Below are 21,833 nucleotides of genomic sequence, written 5' to 3' on the forward strand. Positions count from 1 at the left end.
TGTTTACTAGGGTAAATACAAAGTAATTCGATACACATTTCGAGGAGGAATATAGGATGGACTATATAATAAACAAACGCTTTGACGGGGAGCATATTTGCTTCGATGGAAACCACTACATTGGCTGCACGTTCAACAACTGCACCATTACAATATCGTCCCTGCATTTCAACTATGACCGCTGCACCTTCAAGGGCTCCAGCTTCAAGCTTAGCCCGCGCGTATTTCACCTGCAAAACGTTTATTCGCTGCTTCCTTCGTCCATGAACGGCAAAAACGTACAGCTTGCCTAAAATAGATGTTGTTTTTCGCTAAATCCCCCTATAGGGGGATTTTTTTTGCTGCTAAAATAAGTAAAATATAGATAGTAGAATATAGATTACAGCCTTTCCAATCAGGGAAACGAATAGGAGGATTATCGGATGCTTAGCAAAATACAGCACCAAATCTTGGTATGTCTCGCCGCTCTGCTGCTGACATCAGGCTTCTGGCCAGCAGCCACGTCAACAGCGGCATCAGGAGCCGCGGCAACCGCTCTCGGCCCCGCTATCGAGATGGCGGCTTACGAGCTGCCAAGCGACGTGAGCCTGAACTACACGCTTTTTGCAGGCGGTGCTTCGGACGGCCAAGCCATATGGATGGCCCCGCAAGAAACGGATAAGGTAGTCAAGCTGGATCCTGTAACGGGAGCCATGACCAGCAATAACAATTGGCCAGCAGGCTTCACGAAGGGGTACGGGGCATTCAGCGACATCGTATTTGACGGGCAATCGCTATGGATGATCCCGGCATTAGCTGACCGGATTATTAAACTTGACCCGGCAAGCGGGGTCATGACCGGCTACAACAGCTGGCCAGCCGGCTTTAACAACACTTCTCCCCGATTCAGTGGAGGCATTTTTGACGGGCAATATATTTGGCTCGTTCCTTCCAGTGCCAATGCCCTGATTCGCCTCGATCCGGCAACTGGCAGCATGGCCAGCTATAATGATTGGCCTAGCGGCTTTACGCTGCCGAATTATGCTTTTACCGACGGTATTTTTGACGGGCAAAATTTGTGGCTCGTTCCTAATACGGCGAGCAGTGTCATCAAGGTCGATACAGCTACGGGAGATATGACCGCCTACGACAACTGGCCTAGCGGCTTCGCGAAAGGGTTTTATGCATTCAACGGAGGCATATTTGACGGACGCAGCATGTGGATGATACCCTATAACGCAAATCAGGTCGTGAAGCTGGATACGAGCACTGGCGAAATGACCGGTTATGACGATTGGCCGGCTGGCTTCAATAAATCCGGAAGCCTATTGGGCAAAAGCACCTTTGACGGGCGATATATTTGGGTAAAGGCTAGCTCCTTCAGCCCATTATTCAGAATTGACACAACGACTGGCGAAATGGAGAGCTTCTCGAATTGGCCAGCAGGCGTTAATGCCAATCCCATGTATTCCGCCATGTTTGACGGCCTCAACGTTTGGCTTATTCCTACGGCTTCCACTCAAGTCATTCGGGTGTCCAGTGTGCCTGTTATGCAGCCTGCTATAGCCGGAGATATGCAGGCTGATTTGGCCTGGGAGCCGGTAAACGGTGCAATCGGTTATAAAATTTATCAGAGCCAGACGCTGGGGAGCAGCGGAGCCGAGGTCGCTACTGTCGGCAGCTCCGTCTATTCCCGAACAGTAACCGGATTGACCAACGGCATGACCTATTATTATTCAGTTAAAGCCGCTTTTGCCGGACGGGACAGCTCCGCGTCCAATGAAGTGAGCGCTGTTCCACTGTCCACCGACGCGAACCTTAGCCATCTTGCGTTGTCAGACGGCTCTCTTAATCCATTGTTTGAAGAGAGTACGACGGTTTATACAGCAGCTGTAGGCAGCAATGTGAGCGAGATTACGGTTACGCCAGAGGTATCGACCAGCGCAGCAACGGTCACGATTAACGGTGCGGCTGCCGCCAGCGGCTCGCCTTTCGGCCCGCTGCCCTTGACTGATGGCAATAATATTATTGAAGTAAAAGTGACTGCGCAAATTGGAACAACGAAGACGTACACTGTAACTGTGACCAGAGCAGCGGCCACGCCAAGTCCAACGGCTAGCCCTACTCCAACTGCTAGTCCCACTCCAACAGTTACTCCTGCGCCCACCCCTTCACCGATAAGCGGAGGCGGCAGCAGCGGGGGCACGTCCTCACCTGCTGCCGTGGCAGGCATCAACCTGAACGGTACTCTCGTTCCAGCGAGCACCATCGACACGACGAAGCCGATTGCTGTGCTGGAGGCTTCGCCGTATACTGGCAGCAGCGCCGTCTATGCCAGCATTCCGGCAAGCGTGCTTGCAGACTTCGCGAGCAAAAATGGAGCTTTTCTTCTTGAGATTAAGGCGCCATACGGCAGCTACCGCATCCCGGTTCAGCTTGCTTCGCTAATACCGGGACTGCAGGAGTTGCTTGCTGAAAGCAAGCTTGGCGCTAATGATATTAGCTTTAAACTTACTTTGACCGATAAATCCGGCGATCCTTCGCTGCGGGATGCACTTACGAGCGGCTTGCCTGACGGCAAGGTAATCGGAGCTCCCGTCCATGCACGCGTTGACATTGTCAATGCCGGGACTGGTGCGGTGCTGCGATCAGTGGACACATATAGCTCTGAAATGACCAAGCTTATTCCGCTATCAGCCGAACCGAAGGCGATACCGAAGTATTGGGGGGCCTTCCGCTTTGACGAAGCAACTAAGCAGCTCGCATTCGTTCCTGCCCGCAAGCTTAATATCGGCGGCGTCTGGTTCGCAGCGATCCGTTCTGCGGCGGACGGCACGTATGTCATTGCGGAGAATAAAGTCGTCTTCAGTGACATGTCTAAGCATTGGGGTGAACCGCTTGCCCGGCTGGCCGCAGCGAAGGGGCTGGTAAACGGCATCGGCGGCGGCAAGTTTGCTCCGGAGCGGACTGTAACGCGAGCGGAATTCGCAGCGATGCTGACTCGGGCGCTCGGCGCAAATGCGCTGCCGGCGTCCTATGCCGTGGACAGCCAGCCGCTTACACGCGAGCAAATGGCGGGCATGGTTGCGGCAGCTATTTCGAAAACTGAGGAGCTCCCTGCCGGCCATGCAGACGGCGGCGTTATCAATGTCAACGGCTACAAAGATATTGCCAGCGTGAAGCCGGCGTATTTGGAGGCGGTACGCAGCATTGCCGAGCTTGGCATTATGACAGGCACTGGCGGCAGCCGCTACGAGCCGCAGCGAGAAACCTCGCGTGCGCAAGCGGCGGCTGTGCTCATTCGCACGCTGATCGTGCTCGGCAAAATCGACGGACTCGAAGGCTAGCCGTGAAGCGTCAATCTGCTTTCGCAGCTGCTAGAGACATGCAAACAGCCCGAACGGATGCGTCCGTTCGGGCTGTTTTTTCTAGAGAAGCTATTACCTATTAAAATGTCGGAATGGTCTATTCCTTTTGCTTATTCCGCTTCCGATACGACTGCGAAACGCTCGTTCACATGGTTCGCTTGCTCCGCTTCATCCACAATGGCAATTGCATAGTCGGCGTAGCTGATGTAGCTGTCGCCTTTGGCGTTAAAGAAGAAGTTGTCTTTGCCTTTTGTGTAAGAGCCTGTGCGTTTGCCATCCGGGTTGAAAAAGGCTGCCGGGCTAACGAATGTCCATTTGATGCCAGTCGAGCTTTCCAGGTCATTCAAGTTGCTGCCTTGGTTAAAGGCTGTCGCATAATATTCTTTCGGGAAATGCTCTGTTTCGAACAAACGCGTTGTCTTCGCTTCATCCACGAACAGGCTGCCCGCACCGCCGACTACGATCAAGCGGGTTTCTGTTGCGCCTTTGAGTGCTTCAATCAGCACTTTGCCGAGCTCTACATGCTTTGTTTCCTCGCCTTGCGGTGCGCCGAATGCGTTGACGACGATGTCAAAAGCTTTCAAATCTGCTGCTGTCAGCTGGAACGCATCTTTCTCCAATACGGCTGCATCGGACTGTGCAAACTTCGATGCCGTTCTGACAATTGCCGTCACCTCATGTCCTCTTGCTGCCGCCTCTTGAATAATCAAGCTTCCTGCTTTGCCTGTTGCGCCAATAACTGCTATTTTCATTGTCTATTCCTCCTGAATATAAAATAAGGTGAGAAAGGATAGCGTTAGGATATCCTTTCCTATATTTCCGAAAAAGCGACTCGTTTCATGTAACTATTATAGTTACAGGTTGCCCGTAATGTCAAATCATTATTTTGAAAGCTATATGCAGCTTGTCGAACGATATAATATAATAGAGATAGGAATTGCTCGAAGCATACCAAACACGGCAAGGAGACTATCTCTAATGAGCGACTTTATTATTTTCAACGTGGCCAACAAATCTTTTGCTGTCCATTTTTCGGAAATTGATGAAATTCAAGCAGCCGTAGAAGGAACACCACTTCCTTTCGCCGAGCCGTGGCATGGTGGCGTGGCCAACATTCGTGGCGGCCTCTACACTATTATTAACTTGCGCAAAAAATTTAATCTGTTTGGACAGGCCCCAGACAGCTATCAAAAAATCATTTTGCTCAGGCAAGCCAAAGTAGCCCTGCTCGTCGATGATATCGAAAATACCGCTTCGATTGAAGAAGCCGACATTGAACCTGTGCCGGATTCTTCCGAGAAGGACATTTTCCACCAAGCTTTCAGGCTGGATAACCGGGTTATTCCGATTCTGCATGTAAAGCTGTTCCTCGCCTCTACCAAAACCATATAGGGAAAAGGGCACAAGGCAGTTTCCGCGCAGCTTTTACGCTGACGGGAACTGCCTTGTGCTGTATATGATAGATCTAATATTTCCGAAACGGGGTTTCCTTCTTCGCCATTTGCTCGGTATAGACGCTTTCCTGCGGCACGATTCGCTTCGGCAGCGTGCGCCCGGCAACGAGCTCCTGCACCGCCTGCATCATGTTCGGGCCAAGCAGCGGATTGCATTCAACGATGCAGTTAATTTTACCCTCCCCCAGCATCATGAACGCCCGCCGCGTCCCATCCACTGAAATAATGACAATATCGACGCCTGGCCGCAGTCCATATTCCTCAATCGCTTCTATTGCGCCAAGCGCCATATCATCGTTTTGGGCGAACAGCACGTCCATTTCACCGCCATATTGTTCAAGAAGCGTGCCCATCGCTTCCTTGCCCCGTTCAAAAGTAAAATCAGCATCGACGCTGGCCATAATTTTATAGCCCGGCTGCTTCAGCACAATATCCCGAAAGCCCTGTCCGCGCTGAATCGAGGGGGATGAGCCTTCCGTTCCCCGCAGCTCGACAATTTGAACCGTCTCGGCAGCATCCCGCATTTTATCGACCAAATATTTGCCCGCTTTGCGTCCTTCTTCATATAAATCCGCCCCAATATGCGTCACATAAAGCGAGGTATCGCCCACATCAACGGATCGGTCGGATATTATAAGCGGAATACCCGCCTGCTTCACCTCGGTTAAAATCTCATCCCAGCCCGAATGCACGACCGGAGCAATGGCAATGACATCGACCTTGCGCTTAATGAAGGAACGAATCGCTTCAAACTGCTTTTCCTGTGATTGCTCCGCATTTTCGAACAACAGCTCGATTCCGGCCTCTTTTGCCGCCTCTTTGACCGAATTGGTGTTGGCCATTCGCCATTCGCTCTCTGAACCAAGCTGGGAGAAACCCAGAACAATCGGCCTCACTGGCTGAATGAGCTCGATTCCCGTTGCTTCAGGCAGCGTGCCGCCTTCTGCTATCGCGCCCTCTCCTATACCTGTTCCAGACTGGAGCGAATGGCCTATCCCCGAGGATGAAGGAGCTGGGGCTGAAAGCTGGCAGCTGCTTAACAGCAATAAGAAAGCGATTGCATAAATCATTTTCACAAATACAGCTTGTCTTCGCATAAGGCTCCCTCCGGTTCAGCCAGTAAAAGCGTCCATGCCCTTCCAGCTTGCTGATCGTATTGTAATGGATACAGGGCGCTTTGTCATGGTCGTAACGACTCAGGGGGTGCCGCGAACAACGTCGAATCGTTGCGCTGCACCCTTGAACCGCGTTCTATTAAGCTTTTTGCATTTGCCGCCTTGCACTGAGCAGGCGCTGCAGGACGATGAACAGCAGCAGCAGCAGGCCGATGACGATTTTGGTCCACCACGAGCTGAGCGTGCCTTCAAAGCTGATAATCGTTTGGATAACTCCTTGAATCAATACGCCGAAAAAGGTGCCGAGGATGTAGCCGACGCCGCCAGTCAGCAGCGTGCCGCCAATGACGACCGCCGCGATGGCATCCAGCTCCAAGCCAACCGCATGCAGGCCGTAGCCCGACAGCATATAGAATGTAAAGACGACGCCCGCAAGCGCGGAGCAAAGTCCGCTAAAGGTGTACACGAGAATTTTCGTGCGGGCGACGGGCAGCCCCATTAACAGCGCGGACGATTCGCTGCCGCCAAGCGCATACGTATTGCGGCCGAAGCGGGTGTAATGCGCCAAATAAATTGCTGCGGCCACTACAACCAATGCGATAATGACGCTGATCGAGATGAAAAAGCCGCCCGGCAGCTTGATTTTCGTCTGCGCCATGCTCGTATAAAACGGATGGTCAATCGTAATCGTATTGATGCTAATGACGTAGCATAGTCCCCGCGCCAGAAACATGCCGGCGAGCGTGACGATGAATGGCTGGATTTTAAAATAATGGATGATGGCTCCCATCAGCCAGCCAAAGGCGGCGCCAAGCACGAGCACCAGCGGAATGACGACGGCGGGCGGCCAGCCCTGCTGCTGGACGAGGCTTGCCGAAATCATCGTCGTCAGCGCAATGACCGAGCCGACCGACAGGTCAATGCCGCCGGAAACGAGGACGAAGGTCATGCCGACCGCGACGATAAGCAGAAAGGCGTTGTCAATGAGCAGATTGAGCAGCACCTGGAGCGAGAAAAAGCCGGTGTAGCGGAACGAGCCAGCCGCAAACATGAAAGCGAGCAGCGCAGCCGTTACTACGATCGGGATATACTGCCGTTTAAGCATGGCGTTTAACCTCCCTCTCTGCCGGATAGCGGCGAGTTTTAAAGCGATGTACCAGCGTCTTGCGGAACGTCTCCGATTGAATGAGGCAGACGAGCAGCACGACAAACGCTTTGACCACAAGCGTAATTTCCGGCGGAACGCCGATCATGTAGATCGTCGTCGTCAGCGTCTGAATAATGAGTGCGCCGACGACCGTACCGAGCAAATAAAAGCGTCCGCCGCTGAGCGAGGTGCCCCCAATGACGACGGCAAGAATCGCGTCAAGCTCATACCACAGCCCGGCGTTGTTGCCGTCGGCGCTGGATACATTTGCGCTGAGCAGCAAACCGGCGATGCCGGCACATAAGCCGCAAAACATATAAACGGCGATCATGACAACTCGCGAGCGAATGCCGGCCAGGCGGCTCGCTTCGGGGTTGCAGCCGACGGACTCAATGAACAGGCCGAGGGCGGTTTTGCGCGTCAGCAGCGCTGCGATCAGCAGCACGGCGCCAGCGATAAAGATGGAGAAGGGCAGCGTGAGCAGCGAGCCTGCGCCGATGAATTTATAGGCGCTGCTCGATACGGTAATAATCTGCCCGCCCGTAATGAGCTGGGCGACGCCGCGCCCGGCGACCATTAGAATAAGCGTGGCAATAATCGGCTGAATGCCGAAGGCCGCCACAAGCATCCCGTTCCATAGGCCCAGCACAAGCGCCAGCACAAGAGCAATGCCGACTGCGCTGAGCACAAGGCCCAGCATGTTCTGATCCGTGCCCTTGCTGAGCGTCATGCACGCAATGGCGCCTGCAATGGCCACGATCGAGCCGACCGACAGGTCGATGCCCTTCGTGGCAATGACGAGCGTCATGCCGATAGCAACGAGAATAAGCGGCGCGCCAAAATTCAAAATATCAATCAAGCTGCCGTACAGCTTGCCAGCCCGCATCTGCACGGAGAAAAAATCCGGCTCATACAGCAAATTAAATAATAACAGCGCCCCCAGCATCACCAGCGGCCAAAATAAATGGTGCTTCACCATGCTTGCTCACTCCCCTGCCATCGCCTGCATAAGCTGCTGCTGGCTCATTTCATCTTCTTCTATTTCCTTGACTACGACATGGTCCCGCAGCACGGCGATCCGGTCGCTGACCCGCAGCACCTCCTCCAGCTCCGAGGAGACGAACAGCACCGACATGCCTTGGCCCGACAGCTTCAGCACAAGCTTCTGAATTTCCGCCTTTGCTCCGACGTCAATGCCGCGCGTCGGCTCATCAAGAATGAGCAGCTTCGGCTGCGTCAGCAGCCAGCGGCCAAGAATGACCTTCTGCTGGTTGCCGCCGCTAAGGTTTTTAATCAACTGCTCCGGGTTCGGCGGATTAATGTTGAGCGCCTTGATATATTCATCAGCCAGCTCATCCTGCCGCTTGCGGGGAATGGCGCGGAACCAGCCGCGCGTCGCCTGCAGGGCGAGAATCATATTTTCACGCACCGTCAGCTCGTCGATTATGCCTTCTGTTTTGCGGTTTTCCGGGCAAAAGGCAATTCCCTGGTCGATCGCCTCGCGCGGCGAAGCGATGCCCTCCTTCACTCCGTTCACCCGCAGCGCGCCCTCATCAGGCTTATCTGCGCCGAAGAACAGCCGTGCCAGCTCCGTCCTTCCCGAGCCAAGCAAGCCTGCAAGGCCAACGACCTCTCCCTTGCGAATATGGAGGTCGAACGGCTCAATTGCCCCTTTGCGGCCAAGCGCCTTCGCTTCAATAACCAATTGCTGCGAAGACTCGGCTGCCGCAGCCGCCTCTTTCTCACGCGGCAGCGCATCAAGCTGCTGCAGCTCCTTGCCGATCATTTTCGATACGAGCTCTATCCGGGGAAGCTCCTTCGCCAAATACTCCCCTACAAATTCTCCGCCCCGGAGAATGGTTATTCGATCGGACACCTCATATACCTGATCCAGAAAATGCGTGACGAACAAAATGGACAGCCCTTCCACCTTCAGCTTGTTCATGACCTCAAACAGCTGCTTCACCTCATTGCGGTCCAAACTCGACGTCGGCTCATCCAAGATGAGCACCTTCGCCGAAATATTCAGCGCCCGAGCAATCGCAACAAGCTGCTGAATGGCGACGGAATAAGCCGATAACGGCAGCTTTACATCCAAGCGAATTTGCAAGCGTTCGAGCAGCAGCTTCTCGGCTGCCGCATTCATTTCTTTCCATAAAATACGGCCAAAACGGCGCGGCTCGCGGCCGATAAAAATATTTTCAGCAACCGTCAAATTCGGACATAAATTTACTTCCTGATAAACCGTACTAATACCGGCCGTTTGCGCCGCTTGAGGACTATCAATAGCCATACGCTGATGCGCAAGCTCCACCGTGCCGTGATCAATGGAATACACGCCAGTCAGCACCTTAATCAAGGTTGACTTGCCCGCCCCATTTTCGCCCATCAGCGCATGGATCTCGCCGGGAAAGAGGCGAAAGCTCACGCCGGATAAAGCCTTTACGCCTGGAAAGCCTTTATGGATATTGCTCATTTGCAGGATAGGTTCGCGTTCCCGCTCCATCTTCTTCTCCCCTTTGGTTTGGAATTTCGCCTGTGCGATGAACGATAAAAGATGAAAAAGGAAGCCGTCCGCCTGGTACGTGGACCAGCCTTGTTCGGCTTCCTTCGCTGGCTTTAAGCTCTGCTTCTAGTATTTCCGGTCAGGCAGCGCGGCCTTCGCCTGCTCCGAAGTAAAGACGCCTTCCTCCGTCACGATACGCTTCTCAATCGTTTTGCCATCCAGTACATCCTGTACCGCCTGCATCAATTGCGGCCCGAGCAGCGGATTGCATTCGACGATAAAGTTGATTTTGCCTTCGCTTGCCGCAACAAAGCCGTCTTTAACGCCATCGACTGAAATGATGACAATGTCCTCGCCCGGCTTGAGGCCTGCTGCTTCAATCGCTTGAATCGCGCCTAGCGCCATGTCGTCATTATGAGCATACAGAACGTCGATTTTCTTATTCGCTTTTAAGAAGGATTGCATAACCTCATTGCCTTTCGCACGGGTGAAATCGCCCGTTTGGGAAGCGATAACCTTCAGGTTGGCATGGTCTTTAATGATTTCCTCAAAGCCTGTTTTGCGATCAATCGCTGGCGCCGAGCCGGTTGTGCCCTGAAGCTCGACAATGTTAATTTCGTCAGTCGAATCCTTATATTTATCTACTAGCCATTGTCCAGCGCGGCGGCCCTCTTCCACGAAGTCGGAGCCAATAAACGTCTCGTACAGCGATGTATCCGACGAATCAACGGCGCGGTCTGTCAATATGACCGGAATGCCCGCATCCTTCGCTTCCTTCAATACCGTATCCCAGCCGGATTCCACAACCGGGGAAAACGCGATCACGTCCACCTTTTGCTGAATGTAGGAGCGGATCGCTTTAATTTGATTTTCTTGTTTTTGCTGGGCATCGGAAAACTTCAAGTCATAGCCGACCGCTGCCGCCGATTCCTTAATCGAATTCGTATTCGCTGTACGCCAGCCGCTTTCTGCACCAACCTGTGCGAAGCCGAGCGTCACTTTTTTATCCGCCGGCGCTGCCGCTGGCTCACTGCTCGCCGCTGCCGGAGCACTCGTCCCACCGGTATTGCCAGCTCCTGCCGTATTCGTTCCTCCATTGCCGCTTCCACAAGCGGATGTGACGAGCAGCATCGTCGCCATCAACAGCGACATGCCTAGTTTTCCTGCTTTTTTCATCTTTGTATTACCTCCCCTGTCATTCACCAACTTTGGCGTGCCCTCATTATAGAACGCTTTCAAAAGACCGGGATACGGAATCCGATAGCCGTTCGATTTGATTTTTTGGGTAATTTTCCAGCAACGGCGGCAAATGGTTTGATTTTTTGTGCGAAAGGTGGAAATTTCGTCGATCCTTCATCTGTGCGTAGCGAGGTTTGGGGCAATTTGGTATAGTGAAGGTTGGATAGATTTGAAATCGCATACATTTCCAATTTGAAAGGTTCCTATAAACCTATGAAGCTGATGCGCTGGATTTTCTCAAGCCTTCGGGCCAAGCTGCTGCTGATGTTCATTATTTTGACCTCCGTCCCGCTGATTGCCGTTGGCCTCATTTCCTATCAAAAATCGTACAATGCGGTATCCGATCACAGCAAAGCAGCGACCATGCTCGTCGTGGGCCAGCTTGGCAATGACATTGATGCGCTGCTTGAGGATACGGGAAGGCTGCTGGAGCTGGAAAACAACCCGCAGGTGCTGCATTATTTATTTTCGCAAACGGATACGTATGAGGATGCCAAAGCCATTATTCAAACGATGAATTTGTACCGGGAAACGTATAAATACGAAAGCGTGCTCAACATTACGGTCGTCAACCTGTATGGACGGGGCTTAAGCGAGCGTAAAGGCGTGTTCCAACTGGACAGGAATCCGCTGCGCAATCCGCATTTTCAATATTTGCTGAACCATCCGGATGAGGTATTGAACATTCCCCCGCCGGACGCCTCACCGCTGGACCGTCTCGATGGCTTTCATTATTCGCAGCATAACGTCATCTCCATCATGGCAACGGTCAAGCAGCAAATTACCCATGAGGTGATCGGGTTTATCATCATAGATTTGGATGATTCCATCATCGAGCGTTACTGTGAAAATATTACGCTTGGCGAAAGCGGCTACGTCTATGTCCTTGATCAGGCGGGAAATCCCATCTTCCTCCCCTCGGCCATGACGAGTTTGGCGAAGGTACAGCCGCCAGCCGACCTAAGCGCGCAGCTCGCTCTGCAGCAAAACAGCTTTGTGGATTATAGCATCGGCAGGCCGAAGTTCGTCGCCTTCACAACCTCGTCCACAACGGGCTGGAAAATCGTCGGCTCCGTGCCGCTGCAGGAAATTGTTGCCGAGGCGAATGAAATTCGCCAGCTGATCATTATCAGCGTGCTGCTCAGCATCGTGTTTGCGATTACGCTGCATTATTTCATTACAGCCCGCCTGACGCGGCCGATTCAGCTGCTGAAGAGCAAGATGCGGCTGGCAGCAGGCGGCTTTCTTGAGGTCAAGGTACAGCCGAGCGGCCATGACGAAATTGCCGATTTGGGCAACAGCTTCAACATAATGCTGGAGAAAATCAAGCAGCTGCTCAAGCAAAGCATTGAGGAGCAGGAGCATTTGCAGAAGGCAGAGCTGCGGACGCTGCAAGCGCAAATTAATCCGCATTTTCTCTATAATACGCTCGATTCCATCGTCTGGATGGCGGAAGCCGGGCGCAGCGCGCAGGTTATCCAGCTCGTACAGGCGCTGTCGCGCTTTTTCCGCATTAGCCTCAATCGGGGGCGGGACTGGATTGCCCTGAGGGATGAGCTGGAGCATGTGCAAAGCTATTTGATCATCCAGCAGATGCGCTATCGCGACATTTTGGAATATGAGCTGGATGTGCCGGAGGAGCTGAAGGACTTGCCGATTTTGAAAATGACGCTCCAGCCCATCGTTGAAAATGCCTTGTATCACGGCATTAAAAATAAACGCGGTAAAGGTTTAATCCGCATACATGCTTATGCCAGCCAAGATTCGGACTTGTATTTGATGATTGAGGACAATGGCATCGGCATGAAGCCGGAGCGCCTTGCCGAGCTGCGCGAGGCGCTGCGCATGCAGCATATTCCCGAGGAGACAGGCTCGGAGGTATCCGGCGGCTTCGGCCTGCATAACGTCCAGCAGCGGCTGCGCCTCTATTACGGGGAAGCCTATACCGTTATCGTAGAAAGCGAAGACCAGCTCGGAACCAAGGTTACGATCCGCATTCCAATGGAGAGGATGAAGCCGAATGAAAAAGGTTATGCTCGTTGACGACGAAATTCTTGTCAGGGAAAGCATTCGGGACTGTATCAATTGGGAGCAAGAAGGCTTTATGTTTTGCGGGGACGCCTCTGATGGCGAGCTGGCGCTGCCGCTCATTGAGCAGCGCCAGCCGGATATCCTCATTACCGATATCAAGATGCCGTTTATGGATGGCTTGGAGCTGAGCGCCATCGTCCGCGAGCGGATGCCGGACATCAAAATCATTATTCTCAGCGGGCATGACGAATTTGAATATGCAAGAGCCGCTCTCCGCGTCGGCGTAGAGGAATATTGCCTCAAGCCGGTCAGCGCTGCCGATATCGTGCGGACGCTGCATGACGTCAGCCGCAGCATTGACCGCGAGCGTTATGAGCGCGAGCTGCTGGAGAAGAAGCAGCTCGCCCAAGGCGGTAGCGCAGAACAGATGCGGCATAAGCTGCTCAGCGATTTATGCAGCGGCTTTATTACAACGGCCGAAGCGATCCATCAGGCCGGCTCGCTTTCGATTGGACTGACGGCCAGCTATTACGCAGCCGCCATCTCGGACATTCGCTGCCCGGAAGGCTCCGTCAGCGTTCATATGGCGACCCAGCAGCAGACGGAGCTGCTGCTGCACGAAGCGGTCAGCTCCCTTCTGCCGGGCACGCTGTCCTATAAGCGCAGCCAGACGGAGACGATCTGGCTGCTCAAGAGCGATTCGCTGCCGCAGCTGCAAGAGGTGCTGGCGCGGTTCGCCTCCAGCTGGAAGGAGCAGGCGGAGCGCAGTGCCAGCTGCACGATAGCCGTCGGCATCGGCAGCATTCAGGATCGCCTGCAAGGTATCCATTCCTCCTATCTGGAGGCGGAGGATGACAAGCATTGGCGCAGGCTCTCCGGGCAAAACCGCAAAGCGCTGCGCGATGCCGCCTCCGGCTTATCCGAGCAATCGGTGGTCGCCCAGCGCCAGCGCTTCATCGACTTCCTCAAGCTTGGCACGCCCGCCAAGACGGAGTCTTTCATTGCCAGCTTTGCAGCTGGGCTTCAGCAGCTTGACTGGCGCGGCGCTTTTTACGGCTATTATTTGCTCAATGACTTGACGATTGAAGCAGTTCATATCGCCAAATCCATTCAGCGGAATCCGGATATGCCGAAGGAGCAGCTGGATAAGCTGCAGCGGGCCATGAGCGAGGTACGCAGCCAAGAGGATGCCTGCTGTTATCTCCAAACGCTGCTGGCACAGTTCTGGCAATGGCGTGCTGGAGCCGCGGATAAATACGCCGAAATGCTGAGCCAGGTGAAGGACTACATTTTGAAGTATTATGGCGATGATCATTTGTCGCTGAATGATGCGGCGGAGCATGTGCGCGTCAGCCCCAGCCATCTTAGCAAAGTGTTCAGCCAAGAGACGGGGCAAACCTTTATTGAATTTCTAACCCACACGCGCATCCGCAAAGCGATGGAGCTGCTGCAGGCGTCGAATGCAAAGTCGTATGAAATCGCCCATCAGGTCGGCTATAATGATGCCCATTATTTTTCCAATTTGTTCAAGCGGGTAACCGGCATGACGACAACGCAGTTTCGCAAGCAGCAAGAACAGGATGGCAGCGCGCAAGCGGCAGGAGGGGTGCATCACCATGCGAGCTCAGACATCATTGTTTTCCCATAGGCTGGCGGCTTTGCGGCAAAGGCCCCTGCTCGCTATTTTGCTTGCAGCCCTGCTCGTGCTCACCTTGCTACTGACAGGCTGTACAAATCATGAGGCAGCTGGCACTGCCGCTGGCAACTCTAGCAGCAGCGATGGTCGTAAAGAGACGGCGGAAGATGCCCGCATCGTCTCATCCGGCAGCCAGGATGGCGGCTCTCCCTCACCCTCCCCTTTTGCTTCAAGTGCTTCAACAGCAGCACCCGACATCGCTACCTTTGGCATTATATATCCGATGGCGCATCCGTATTATGAGACGGTGACGGAATCCGCCAAATCAGCAGCAGCTCTGCACGGCGTCAAGCTCATAGTGAAGGCGCCGGATGAAGCGAATCTGGAGCAGCAAATCCGAATGATGGAGACGATGATCGCGTCGCAGGTTGACGGCATAGCGCTTGATCCAATTGATGAGGAAGCGCTCGTTCCCGTCATTAACAAAGCCGTACAGGCGGGCATTACGGTCATTTGCTTTGAATCCGATTCACCCAGCAGCAAGCGCGCTGCCTTCATTGGAACGGATCATGCTGCTGCGGGTGCCCAAATGGGGCATATGCTGTCCGAGCTGCTGGGCGGGCGGGGAATGGTTATTGTCGAGAACGGAATGGCGCGGATGAAAAGCTTAAGCGAGCGCCTCGAAGGCATGCTGACCTATATTAATGAGCAGACCGACATTCAAGTGCTCGATGTGTTGTATAACGAAGGCAACGAAACCCGCGCGCTGGCGCAGCTGGAAAAAATGATCGATGACCATCCGCATTTTGACGCGCTCGTATCGATGGATGCCCTCTCCGGCTCCGCCTCGGTGCTCGTCTGGAAAGCGCAAGGTCTAAACCGCTATTCCCTAACGTTCGGCATGATGCCGGAAATTCAGGAAGCGATTCAGAATGGACAAATTACAGCGTCACTGTCGCAAAATGAGCAATTATGGGGTACACGCATTATCGAGCGGCTGCTGCAAGCATTCGCTGGCGAGACGCTACCTCTGTTCGATGACACAGGCACGCTGGAAATTACGCAGGAGGACATCTCCCTTTTAAACGCCCCTTAGCATAGCACTGGCAAACCTTCACAGGTCCCCAATGTTTATTCTAAGGGCTTTTTGCTAATCGTTACCTGCTCTCTTTAGCAGCCAAGCAAGAGAATGGCTAAATCCTATGCTATAATGTAAAGGATTAACAATAAAGAGCGGTCAAAAGAGGTTTTATTCATTTATGACAAAATTGATGAACGTCCTGCAGGCAAAACATATTACACGTTTTAAATATATAACGATCATGCTTTTAATTTTTGCTGCATTAGTCAGCATGAGATGGGCATGGTCTGTCCTCTTTCCCATGTCAGACCAGCAACCGCATGCCGTTGGCGGTGTACTTGACCTTCGCGGTATCGATTTAGAAAATTCCCCCGTGCTTAATTTGAATGGAGAATGGCAGTTTTATACTGAAAAATTTCTAACGGGCAGCGAGCTTTTGGAGACGGAATCCGATGCAAGCTACGTTGTCGTTCCAGGCGATTGGAGCAGCGCGTTGCCGCACCAATCTAGCAACTCGTACGGATATGGAACGTATCGTCTTCGCATTTTGATCGATCCGCTTCAGACTCCTGTTTCATTTTGGTTTAGAACCATTCAGGCGGCATCAGAAATTGAACTTAACGGAAAAGATAATGGGGGCATGGGCAAGCTTGCCGACTCTGCCTATGAATATACGCCGAAAAGCGCCTCTTTCACCTCTACTTATGGCATTGAAGGAGCGACAGAGATCGAATTGGTCATTCATGCGGCCAATTTCGACAGCCCTTATAAGGGCGGTATTGTAACGCCGATTCGCTTTGGCACTGCGGCCACTATTGATTTTGTACGCTGGTACTCGATTGGGTTTCAGATGCTCATTTTTCTTATTCTGCTGCTTCATTGCGTATATGCTTGCATTCTCTACCTATTCAGTCCGCAAGAGAAGAGATTGTTGATCGCAGCGCTGTTAACGTTATCCGTGGGCATTACAATTCTAATAGGCCACGACAATGTACTCTTATTGTGGCTGCCGATCAACTATACTTGGAGTTTCAAGATTAGAATGATTTCTCTGCTGTGGCAAAATGTGCTCCTGCTTCTGCTATTCAAAAGCTTCAACGCGACTCCTCTGCGGGAAAACTGGTTCCGAACGCACAATGCGGCCATTGTAGTTTTTACCGTCATTTTTCTGATTTCGCCAGTCTATATGGCTTATGGGCTTATTCATTACAATATATTGAATACGATAAATTTCATCTCATTCGCCTGGTTTATATACATAGTCGGAACGATGATTTTGCAAAAAAATAAAGATAATGACATCATTTTCTTGCTGTTGTCCGCAGCAGGCATCCTTTCCAACTTATTATGGAGTATTGCTGAGAATGCAAGAGATGTTACCACCGTCTACTATCCTATTGACATTATTTTTGCCATTATTGGTTTTTCGGCCTATTGGTTTAAAAAGTATTTTCGAAATGCGAGGGAAAACAGAGATTTGAACAAGCAGTTACAAAAAGCCGATAAAATTAAAGACCAGTTTTTAGCAAATACGTCTCATGAGCTCCGTACGCCGCTGCACGGTATTATGAATATCGCTTATAACGTTGTCACCAAAGAGAAGACCAGGCTTGCGAAAAGCAGTCTTGAGGATATGCAGCTCCTCATTACGATCAGCAGGCGAATGTCACAGCTGCTTGGCGATCTTCTCGATGTTGCCCGGCTTCAGGAACAACGCATCGTTTTGCAGCGGGAGCCCCTGAGCATTCAGGCTATTGCACCCGGTGTTATCGCGATGCTGCAATTCATGAAGGAGCACAAGCCAATCAACCTGCATATGGATATATCCGAATCGCTGCCCTTGGTTTTGGCCGATGAGAAAAGGCTCGTTCAAATTTTATATAACCTGCTGCATAATGCCCTCAAGTATACGGAGGAAGGAAGCATTACCGTCTCGGCCGAAATGAGAGACAAGCAAGCGATTATTCATATTTCCGATACGGGACTCGGTATAGATAAAGAAACGCAGGAGAAAATTTTTCTCCCTTATGAGCAAGGTTCTTTTGGAATAAGCGATGGGCAAGGCATTGGACTGGGCTTAAGCATTTGCAAGCAGCTTGTCGAGCTGCACGGCGGAGCATTGACGGTTCGCTCTGAATTGGGCAAAGGCTCTGTATTCAGCTTTAATCTGCCTTTGGCAGATGAGGCCAAGCTTCCGCTAGCAAAGTTCCCGAAAACTTCTGGACAAGTGCCAGAAATCATCGAGGAGACGCCCGCTGGCTTCCTACTCCCGCATCATTTCTCAGGGGAAATGGAGGCTGCCGCCACCCTTGCGCCGCTGCTTAAGGAAGAGTACGCCCATATTCTTGCCGTTGATGACGATCCGATCAATCTGAATGTCCTCACGAGCATTCTTTCGACCGAGCCGTACACCCTTACAACCGCCCGTTCCGGCCGGGAAGCGCTGCAATTGCTTGGGACACGGCAGTGGGATTTGCTTATCGCTGACGTCATGATGCCACAAATGTCCGGCTATGAATTAACGCAGAAAGTAAGAGAGCAGTTTTCCATGTCGGAGCTGCCCGTATTGCTTCTAACCGCACGCAGCCAGCAAGCCGACATTTACACCGGATTTTCAGCGGGAGCAAGCGACTACGTGACGAAGCCCGTAGATGCTCTGGAGTTAAAATATCGGATCAGAGCATTGATAGCGCTAAAGCTATCCATTAATGAGCGTCTGCGTATGGAGGCCGCCTATTTGCAGGCGCAAATCCAGCCCCACTTCCTATTCAACACCCTTAATTCGTTAATGGCGTTAAGTGATATTGATACGGAAAGCATGCGCAAGCTGGGTCAGGCCTTCTCGTCCTTTTTACGAATTAGCTTTGATTATCTGAATACAGGAGAGTTGGTAGAGCTGTCTCATGAGCTCGCGCTCGTTGAAGCCTATCTCTATATTGAAAAAACGCGGTTCGGGAATCGGTTGTCGATTGAATGGGAGGTGGAGCCGGGCATTAGCCTGCTGCTGCCCCCGCTCTCTATTCAGCCGCTGATCGAAAATGCCGTCAAGCACGGTCTCCTCAGCCGAAACGCAGGCGGTACGATTCAGCTTTCCATCACTCGCCGGGAGGGCTTCACCCTGATTGAAGTAAAAGATAATGGCAAGGGAATGGATCAGGAGAAGGTCGCTCAATTGCAAAATGCTGCTTTGAGTGAAAAAGCTGGAATTGGCATCCCTAATACGAATCGACGATTACAGCAGCTGTACGGCCAGGGCTTGTCGATTGTGAGCAGCGTTAATGAAGGAACAACCGTGTCGTTTGTTATTCCAGATCGGTAGATAGATCATTTACAAATGCTCCATCAACCAGGGTTTAATCAAGGGCAGAACAGCATTAGGCTGCATCGCTTGGGTATGGTCCATTCCTCCTCCTTCGAGGATAGCCACATCCCAGCCCCATTGTTCTAGCTGCTGTTTATTCTTTTGCAATATACCAATCATATCAACCGTTACACTGCCGAAGCTTTCGCCGTAAACAATCGTATCCTGTTCTCCAGCGAAGGCTAGTTTAGGAAAGTCCAAAGCTTTATGAATGGACGTATCATCAAAATCCATTAAATTTTGATACAAGGTGAAAAATTGTTGGGTTTGCTTTGGATCGAGAGTGATTTGGACATGATCCCAATCGATTTCATCAGGAGTCGTATTTTCTTCATATTTAGCAGCCTTAGAGCTGCTTGGATCTTTTAAAGCTTGCCCATGAGTCTTTTCCGTTACGATCATCATTTCTTTATAAGGCCCTTCGTATGGCGGGAATCCACCCATCATCAAGCTTTCCAATCTGGGAGTTCGAATTGCCAGTTGCAAGCCAGCTAATGCAAGCCATGAGTAGCCATAATAACTAAAGGTATCCACCTTCATTTCATCGGCTATGAGCAGAAAATCCTTTGTCATATGGTCAGGCGTGAGCTGATCCGGCTGAGGATTTTCAAAAAGATGGCCTTCATAATCAAAATATAAAACCTGAAACTGATCGGATAGTCCATCGATAAAATGCTCCCCCAGCTCGGGGTCTACCCCCCACCTTTTCAAGCTTTCAGCCTGCTGGCCATAAACCGATTTTTTGGCTATTGGCAGCATGATGACTTTACCGGTAGGGTTCCCGGTTAGACCCGCCTCCATTTTTGAACCGTCATTTAAAGTTACGATTTTTTTCATGATTACCACTCCTAATCCGCTTATATGAATACCATACAACATTCATGCAATATTCCGGTTTTTCATCATGAGACAGCGGCAGGATTTCGATGCAGGCATTTTTATGTTATCGTAGCACTTGAAGGTTTTACTTTAATGAGGAGCAGGCGCATGACAAATACATTTACCCCTGTACAAATTGCCAATGAGCTGAACATAAGTACGACTACTTTAAGAAGATATGAGGAGCAGGGCTTGCTCCCGGATGTACCGAGAACAATAGGCAACCATAGGTCTTATTTGCCCATCCATTTTCAAGCTTTTATAACGATTCGCTCGTTGCTGCAAGGCTATGATATACCAACCGTTTATGAGGTCATGCGAAAAATAAAAAACGGCGATCAGGTACAGGCGCTTTGGCTGGTGAACAACCAGTTGTACCTCAACCAAGTAGAAAAACAAAGAGTTGAAGAAATCCTTATGCTGATTAAAAATACTGATTTTAGCAAATATCGAAATGTTAAAATGACGAATGCAATGACGATTGGCAAAGTTGCCGAAATGGCTGGGGTGAACACCTCCGCAATAAGGCATTGGGAAAAAGAGGGATTGATCATTTCCGAAAGGGATAAAGAAAATGGCTATCGCATTTTCAACGTACCGGAATTAAGAAAAATTTTAGTCATTAGCAGCTTAAGAAAAACGATCTATTATATCGAAAATATGAAGGAGCTCTTAAAAGCCTTCGAGCTGCAAAGCTATTCAAAAATCGATCAGGCGTTTCACCTTGCCCTTCAAAACTTAAACGAAAAGCTGATCACACAATTTAAAGGAGCTGCCCAGCTTATGAAATACGTCGATTTCTACACAGAGGAGGACCACACATGCAAGTAACCAAAACGAATGCCATGCGAATGCTGGATGCCGACCATATTTCTTATGAGGTGCACACCTATGATAACGAGGATGGGAAAATCCACGGCAGTGCTGTAGCTGAGAAAATTGGAAAAGCGCCGGATTGCGTGTTCAAAACGCTGGTCACGCATAGCGGAAACAGCCTCTACATTTTTGTCATTCCGGTTGGGGCTGAGCTGGATATGAAGAAAGCGGCCAAAGCGGCCGGGGAGAAGAAGCTTGAAATGCTTCCAGTGAAGGATTTGCAAAAGTGGACGGGCTACATACGCGGCGGCTGTTCTCCAATTGGCATGAAAAAGCGGTATCCTACCTTTATCGACAGCAGCGCTGAGTTGCAGGAGACGATCGTCGTCAGCGCCGGGAAAGTTGGTCTGCAGCTGGAGCTTCCCCCTGAACAGCTCGCCGCTACTGTCGCTGCATTATTTACTGAGGTCATAAAATAAAGGGCTAGGGGCTGCTAATATTAATAGCGGTTGCCCCTATGCCCCTAAGCAACTGTAAAGGGTGTCTCTATCCGTTACGCCGGAAATCCGCCTCCTGGAGGAGGCCAAGCACCGTAAAAGCGGCGCAGCAGCACAATTTCGCCCAGATGGTACGAATTGTGGGACGCAATATTGCGCAGCAGCCCCGCCTTGGTCTCGCCGGGAAAATACAGAAGCGGCTCATCCAGCTGCGCGGTTTCGGCAATAGCTACCGCTTGGTCGACTCCAGCTAGAAAGGCCTGAATATCCGCCTGCCAGGACAGCTCGTCTTGCGGGGCAGTCTCTTCTGGCCAGCTTTCCATAACGTTTGCAGGAAGCTGCGGCTTCCGTCCTTCCAAATGCTCCAGCATGAAATGCTGCCAGTAATGCATATGTTTCAACAGCTGATAAATGCTGTAAGGCATAGCTTGATGAATACGTCCCGCCAACTCGGCATCCATGTCGGGCAAAGCACGGGCGATGCGAATATGACCGCGTTCCCCCACCAGCGATTTGACAAGGGCTTGTCCAAATAAATGATTTGAATTTGGCATGTGTCGTCATCCTCTCTTGTAGACCGTTATGCTGCAAGCATAAAGGATCTGTTTTAAATTGTACCTCTTTGTGAAAAGCGATGTCTAGCAGCGGAAGTTTCGCCTTAGTCGTAATATATTGAACTCTACAATCATGCGAGGAATTTTCAGCGATAGCACTTTTGAAAATA

General features: G+C 51.3%; 17 protein-coding genes. 9 read left to right on the forward strand and 8 right to left on the reverse strand.

Annotated elements, in window-relative coordinates:
- The first annotated feature begins 56 nt into the window (after nucleotides 1–56).
- Both AC50X8_RS23410 and AC50X8_RS23415 read left to right on the forward strand, forming a co-directional pair.
- Nucleotides 57–293, forward strand: coding sequence for a hypothetical protein (locus AC50X8_RS23410; RefSeq protein WP_056033648.1), 237 nt, complete (start codon nucleotides 57–59; stop codon nucleotides 291–293).
- Between the two features lie 129 nt (nucleotides 294–422).
- Complete coding sequence (locus AC50X8_RS23415; RefSeq protein ID WP_494881819.1) at nucleotides 423–3,326, forward strand: S-layer homology domain-containing protein; 2,904 nt, start codon at nucleotides 423–425, stop codon at nucleotides 3,324–3,326.
- A gap of 131 nt (nucleotides 3,327–3,457) precedes the next feature.
- Here AC50X8_RS23415 and AC50X8_RS23420 read toward each other — a convergent pair whose 3' ends face one another.
- Entirely contained in the window at nucleotides 3,458–4,099 is a 642-nt protein-coding gene (locus tag AC50X8_RS23420) for an NAD(P)-dependent oxidoreductase (protein WP_494881821.1), read from the reverse strand.
- Nucleotides 4,100–4,325: 226 nt separating this feature from the next.
- On the opposite strand from AC50X8_RS23420, the gene AC50X8_RS23425 reads away from it, so the two are divergent.
- On the forward strand, nucleotides 4,326–4,739 hold the full coding sequence (locus AC50X8_RS23425) for a chemotaxis protein CheW (RefSeq protein ID WP_056033639.1): 414 nt from the start codon (nucleotides 4,326–4,328) through the stop codon (nucleotides 4,737–4,739).
- Nucleotides 4,740–4,812: 73 nt separating this feature from the next.
- Here the strand turns inward: AC50X8_RS23425 and AC50X8_RS23430 are convergent, their stop codons facing one another.
- The 5 genes from AC50X8_RS23430 to AC50X8_RS23450 all read right to left on the reverse strand — a co-directional run bounded on the left by AC50X8_RS23430 (nucleotide 4,813) and on the right by AC50X8_RS23450 (nucleotide 10,745).
- A complete protein-coding gene (locus AC50X8_RS23430; protein WP_494862551.1) occupies nucleotides 4,813–5,898 on the reverse strand; it encodes an ABC transporter substrate-binding protein in 1,086 nt (361 codons plus the stop codon).
- A 157-nt stretch (nucleotides 5,899–6,055) separates the two neighbouring features.
- A complete protein-coding gene (gene yjfF, locus AC50X8_RS23435; RefSeq protein WP_056033636.1) occupies nucleotides 6,056–7,021 on the reverse strand; it encodes a galactofuranose ABC transporter, permease protein YjfF in 966 nt (321 codons plus the stop codon).
- A complete protein-coding gene (locus AC50X8_RS23440; protein ID WP_494881823.1) occupies nucleotides 7,014–8,042 on the reverse strand; it encodes an ABC transporter permease in 1,029 nt (342 codons plus the stop codon). Before AC50X8_RS23440 ends, yjfF begins: the two co-directional genes overlap by 8 nt.
- A gap of 6 nt (nucleotides 8,043–8,048) precedes the next feature.
- Nucleotides 8,049–9,569, reverse strand: a complete 1,521-nt coding sequence (locus AC50X8_RS23445; RefSeq protein WP_056033630.1) for a sugar ABC transporter ATP-binding protein — start codon at nucleotides 9,567–9,569, stop codon at nucleotides 8,049–8,051.
- 126 nt (nucleotides 9,570–9,695) lie between these two features.
- Nucleotides 9,696–10,745, reverse strand: coding sequence for an ABC transporter substrate-binding protein (locus AC50X8_RS23450; RefSeq protein WP_056033628.1), 1,050 nt, complete (start codon nucleotides 10,743–10,745; stop codon nucleotides 9,696–9,698).
- Nucleotides 10,746–10,967: 222 nt separating this feature from the next.
- On the opposite strand from AC50X8_RS23450, the gene AC50X8_RS23455 reads away from it, so the two are divergent.
- From AC50X8_RS23455 to AC50X8_RS23470, 4 genes are all read left to right on the forward strand, one after another.
- The gene (locus AC50X8_RS23455) at nucleotides 10,968–12,851 is read left to right on the forward strand and encodes a cache domain-containing sensor histidine kinase (protein WP_494881825.1); all 1,884 of its coding nucleotides are present in this window, start codon (nucleotides 10,968–10,970) and stop codon (nucleotides 12,849–12,851) included.
- Nucleotides 12,829–14,487 carry a response regulator transcription factor gene (locus AC50X8_RS23460; protein ID WP_494881827.1) on the forward strand — a complete coding sequence of 553 codons (1,659 nt, stop codon included), beginning with the start codon at nucleotides 12,829–12,831 and terminating at the stop codon, nucleotides 14,485–14,487. The genes AC50X8_RS23455 and AC50X8_RS23460 overlap by 23 nt, the downstream gene beginning before the upstream one ends.
- Nucleotides 14,456–15,571: a sugar ABC transporter substrate-binding protein gene (locus tag AC50X8_RS23465; RefSeq protein WP_494881829.1), complete on the forward strand. Its 1,116-nt coding sequence runs from the start codon at nucleotides 14,456–14,458 to the stop codon at nucleotides 15,569–15,571. The genes AC50X8_RS23460 and AC50X8_RS23465 overlap by 32 nt, the downstream gene beginning before the upstream one ends.
- A 286-nt stretch (nucleotides 15,572–15,857) precedes the next feature.
- Entirely contained in the window at nucleotides 15,858–18,875 is a 3,018-nt protein-coding gene (locus AC50X8_RS23470) for a hybrid sensor histidine kinase/response regulator (protein ID WP_494881831.1), read from the forward strand.
- A gap of 9 nt (nucleotides 18,876–18,884) precedes the next feature.
- Here AC50X8_RS23470 and AC50X8_RS23475 read toward each other — a convergent pair whose 3' ends face one another.
- Nucleotides 18,885–19,754 (reverse strand): alpha/beta fold hydrolase, encoded by an 870-nt coding sequence (locus tag AC50X8_RS23475; protein ID WP_494881833.1) that lies wholly within the window; start codon nucleotides 19,752–19,754, stop codon nucleotides 18,885–18,887.
- Nucleotides 19,755–19,904: 150 nt separating this feature from the next.
- On the opposite strand from AC50X8_RS23475, the gene AC50X8_RS23480 reads away from it, so the two are divergent.
- Both AC50X8_RS23480 and ybaK read left to right on the forward strand, forming a co-directional pair.
- Nucleotides 19,905–20,627, forward strand: a complete 723-nt coding sequence (locus AC50X8_RS23480; protein WP_494881835.1) for a MerR family DNA-binding transcriptional regulator — start codon at nucleotides 19,905–19,907, stop codon at nucleotides 20,625–20,627.
- Nucleotides 20,618–21,091, forward strand: a complete 474-nt coding sequence (ybaK, locus tag AC50X8_RS23485; protein WP_494862573.1) for a Cys-tRNA(Pro) deacylase — start codon at nucleotides 20,618–20,620, stop codon at nucleotides 21,089–21,091. The genes AC50X8_RS23480 and ybaK overlap by 10 nt, the downstream gene beginning before the upstream one ends.
- A 74-nt stretch (nucleotides 21,092–21,165) precedes the next feature.
- Here ybaK and AC50X8_RS23490 read toward each other — a convergent pair whose 3' ends face one another.
- Nucleotides 21,166–21,663: a DinB family protein gene (locus AC50X8_RS23490; RefSeq protein WP_494881837.1), complete on the reverse strand. Its 498-nt coding sequence runs from the start codon at nucleotides 21,661–21,663 to the stop codon at nucleotides 21,166–21,168.
- Nucleotides 21,664–21,833 lie beyond the last annotated feature (170 nt).

This window comes from Paenibacillus sp. JT22N15, from assembly GCF_059383755.1.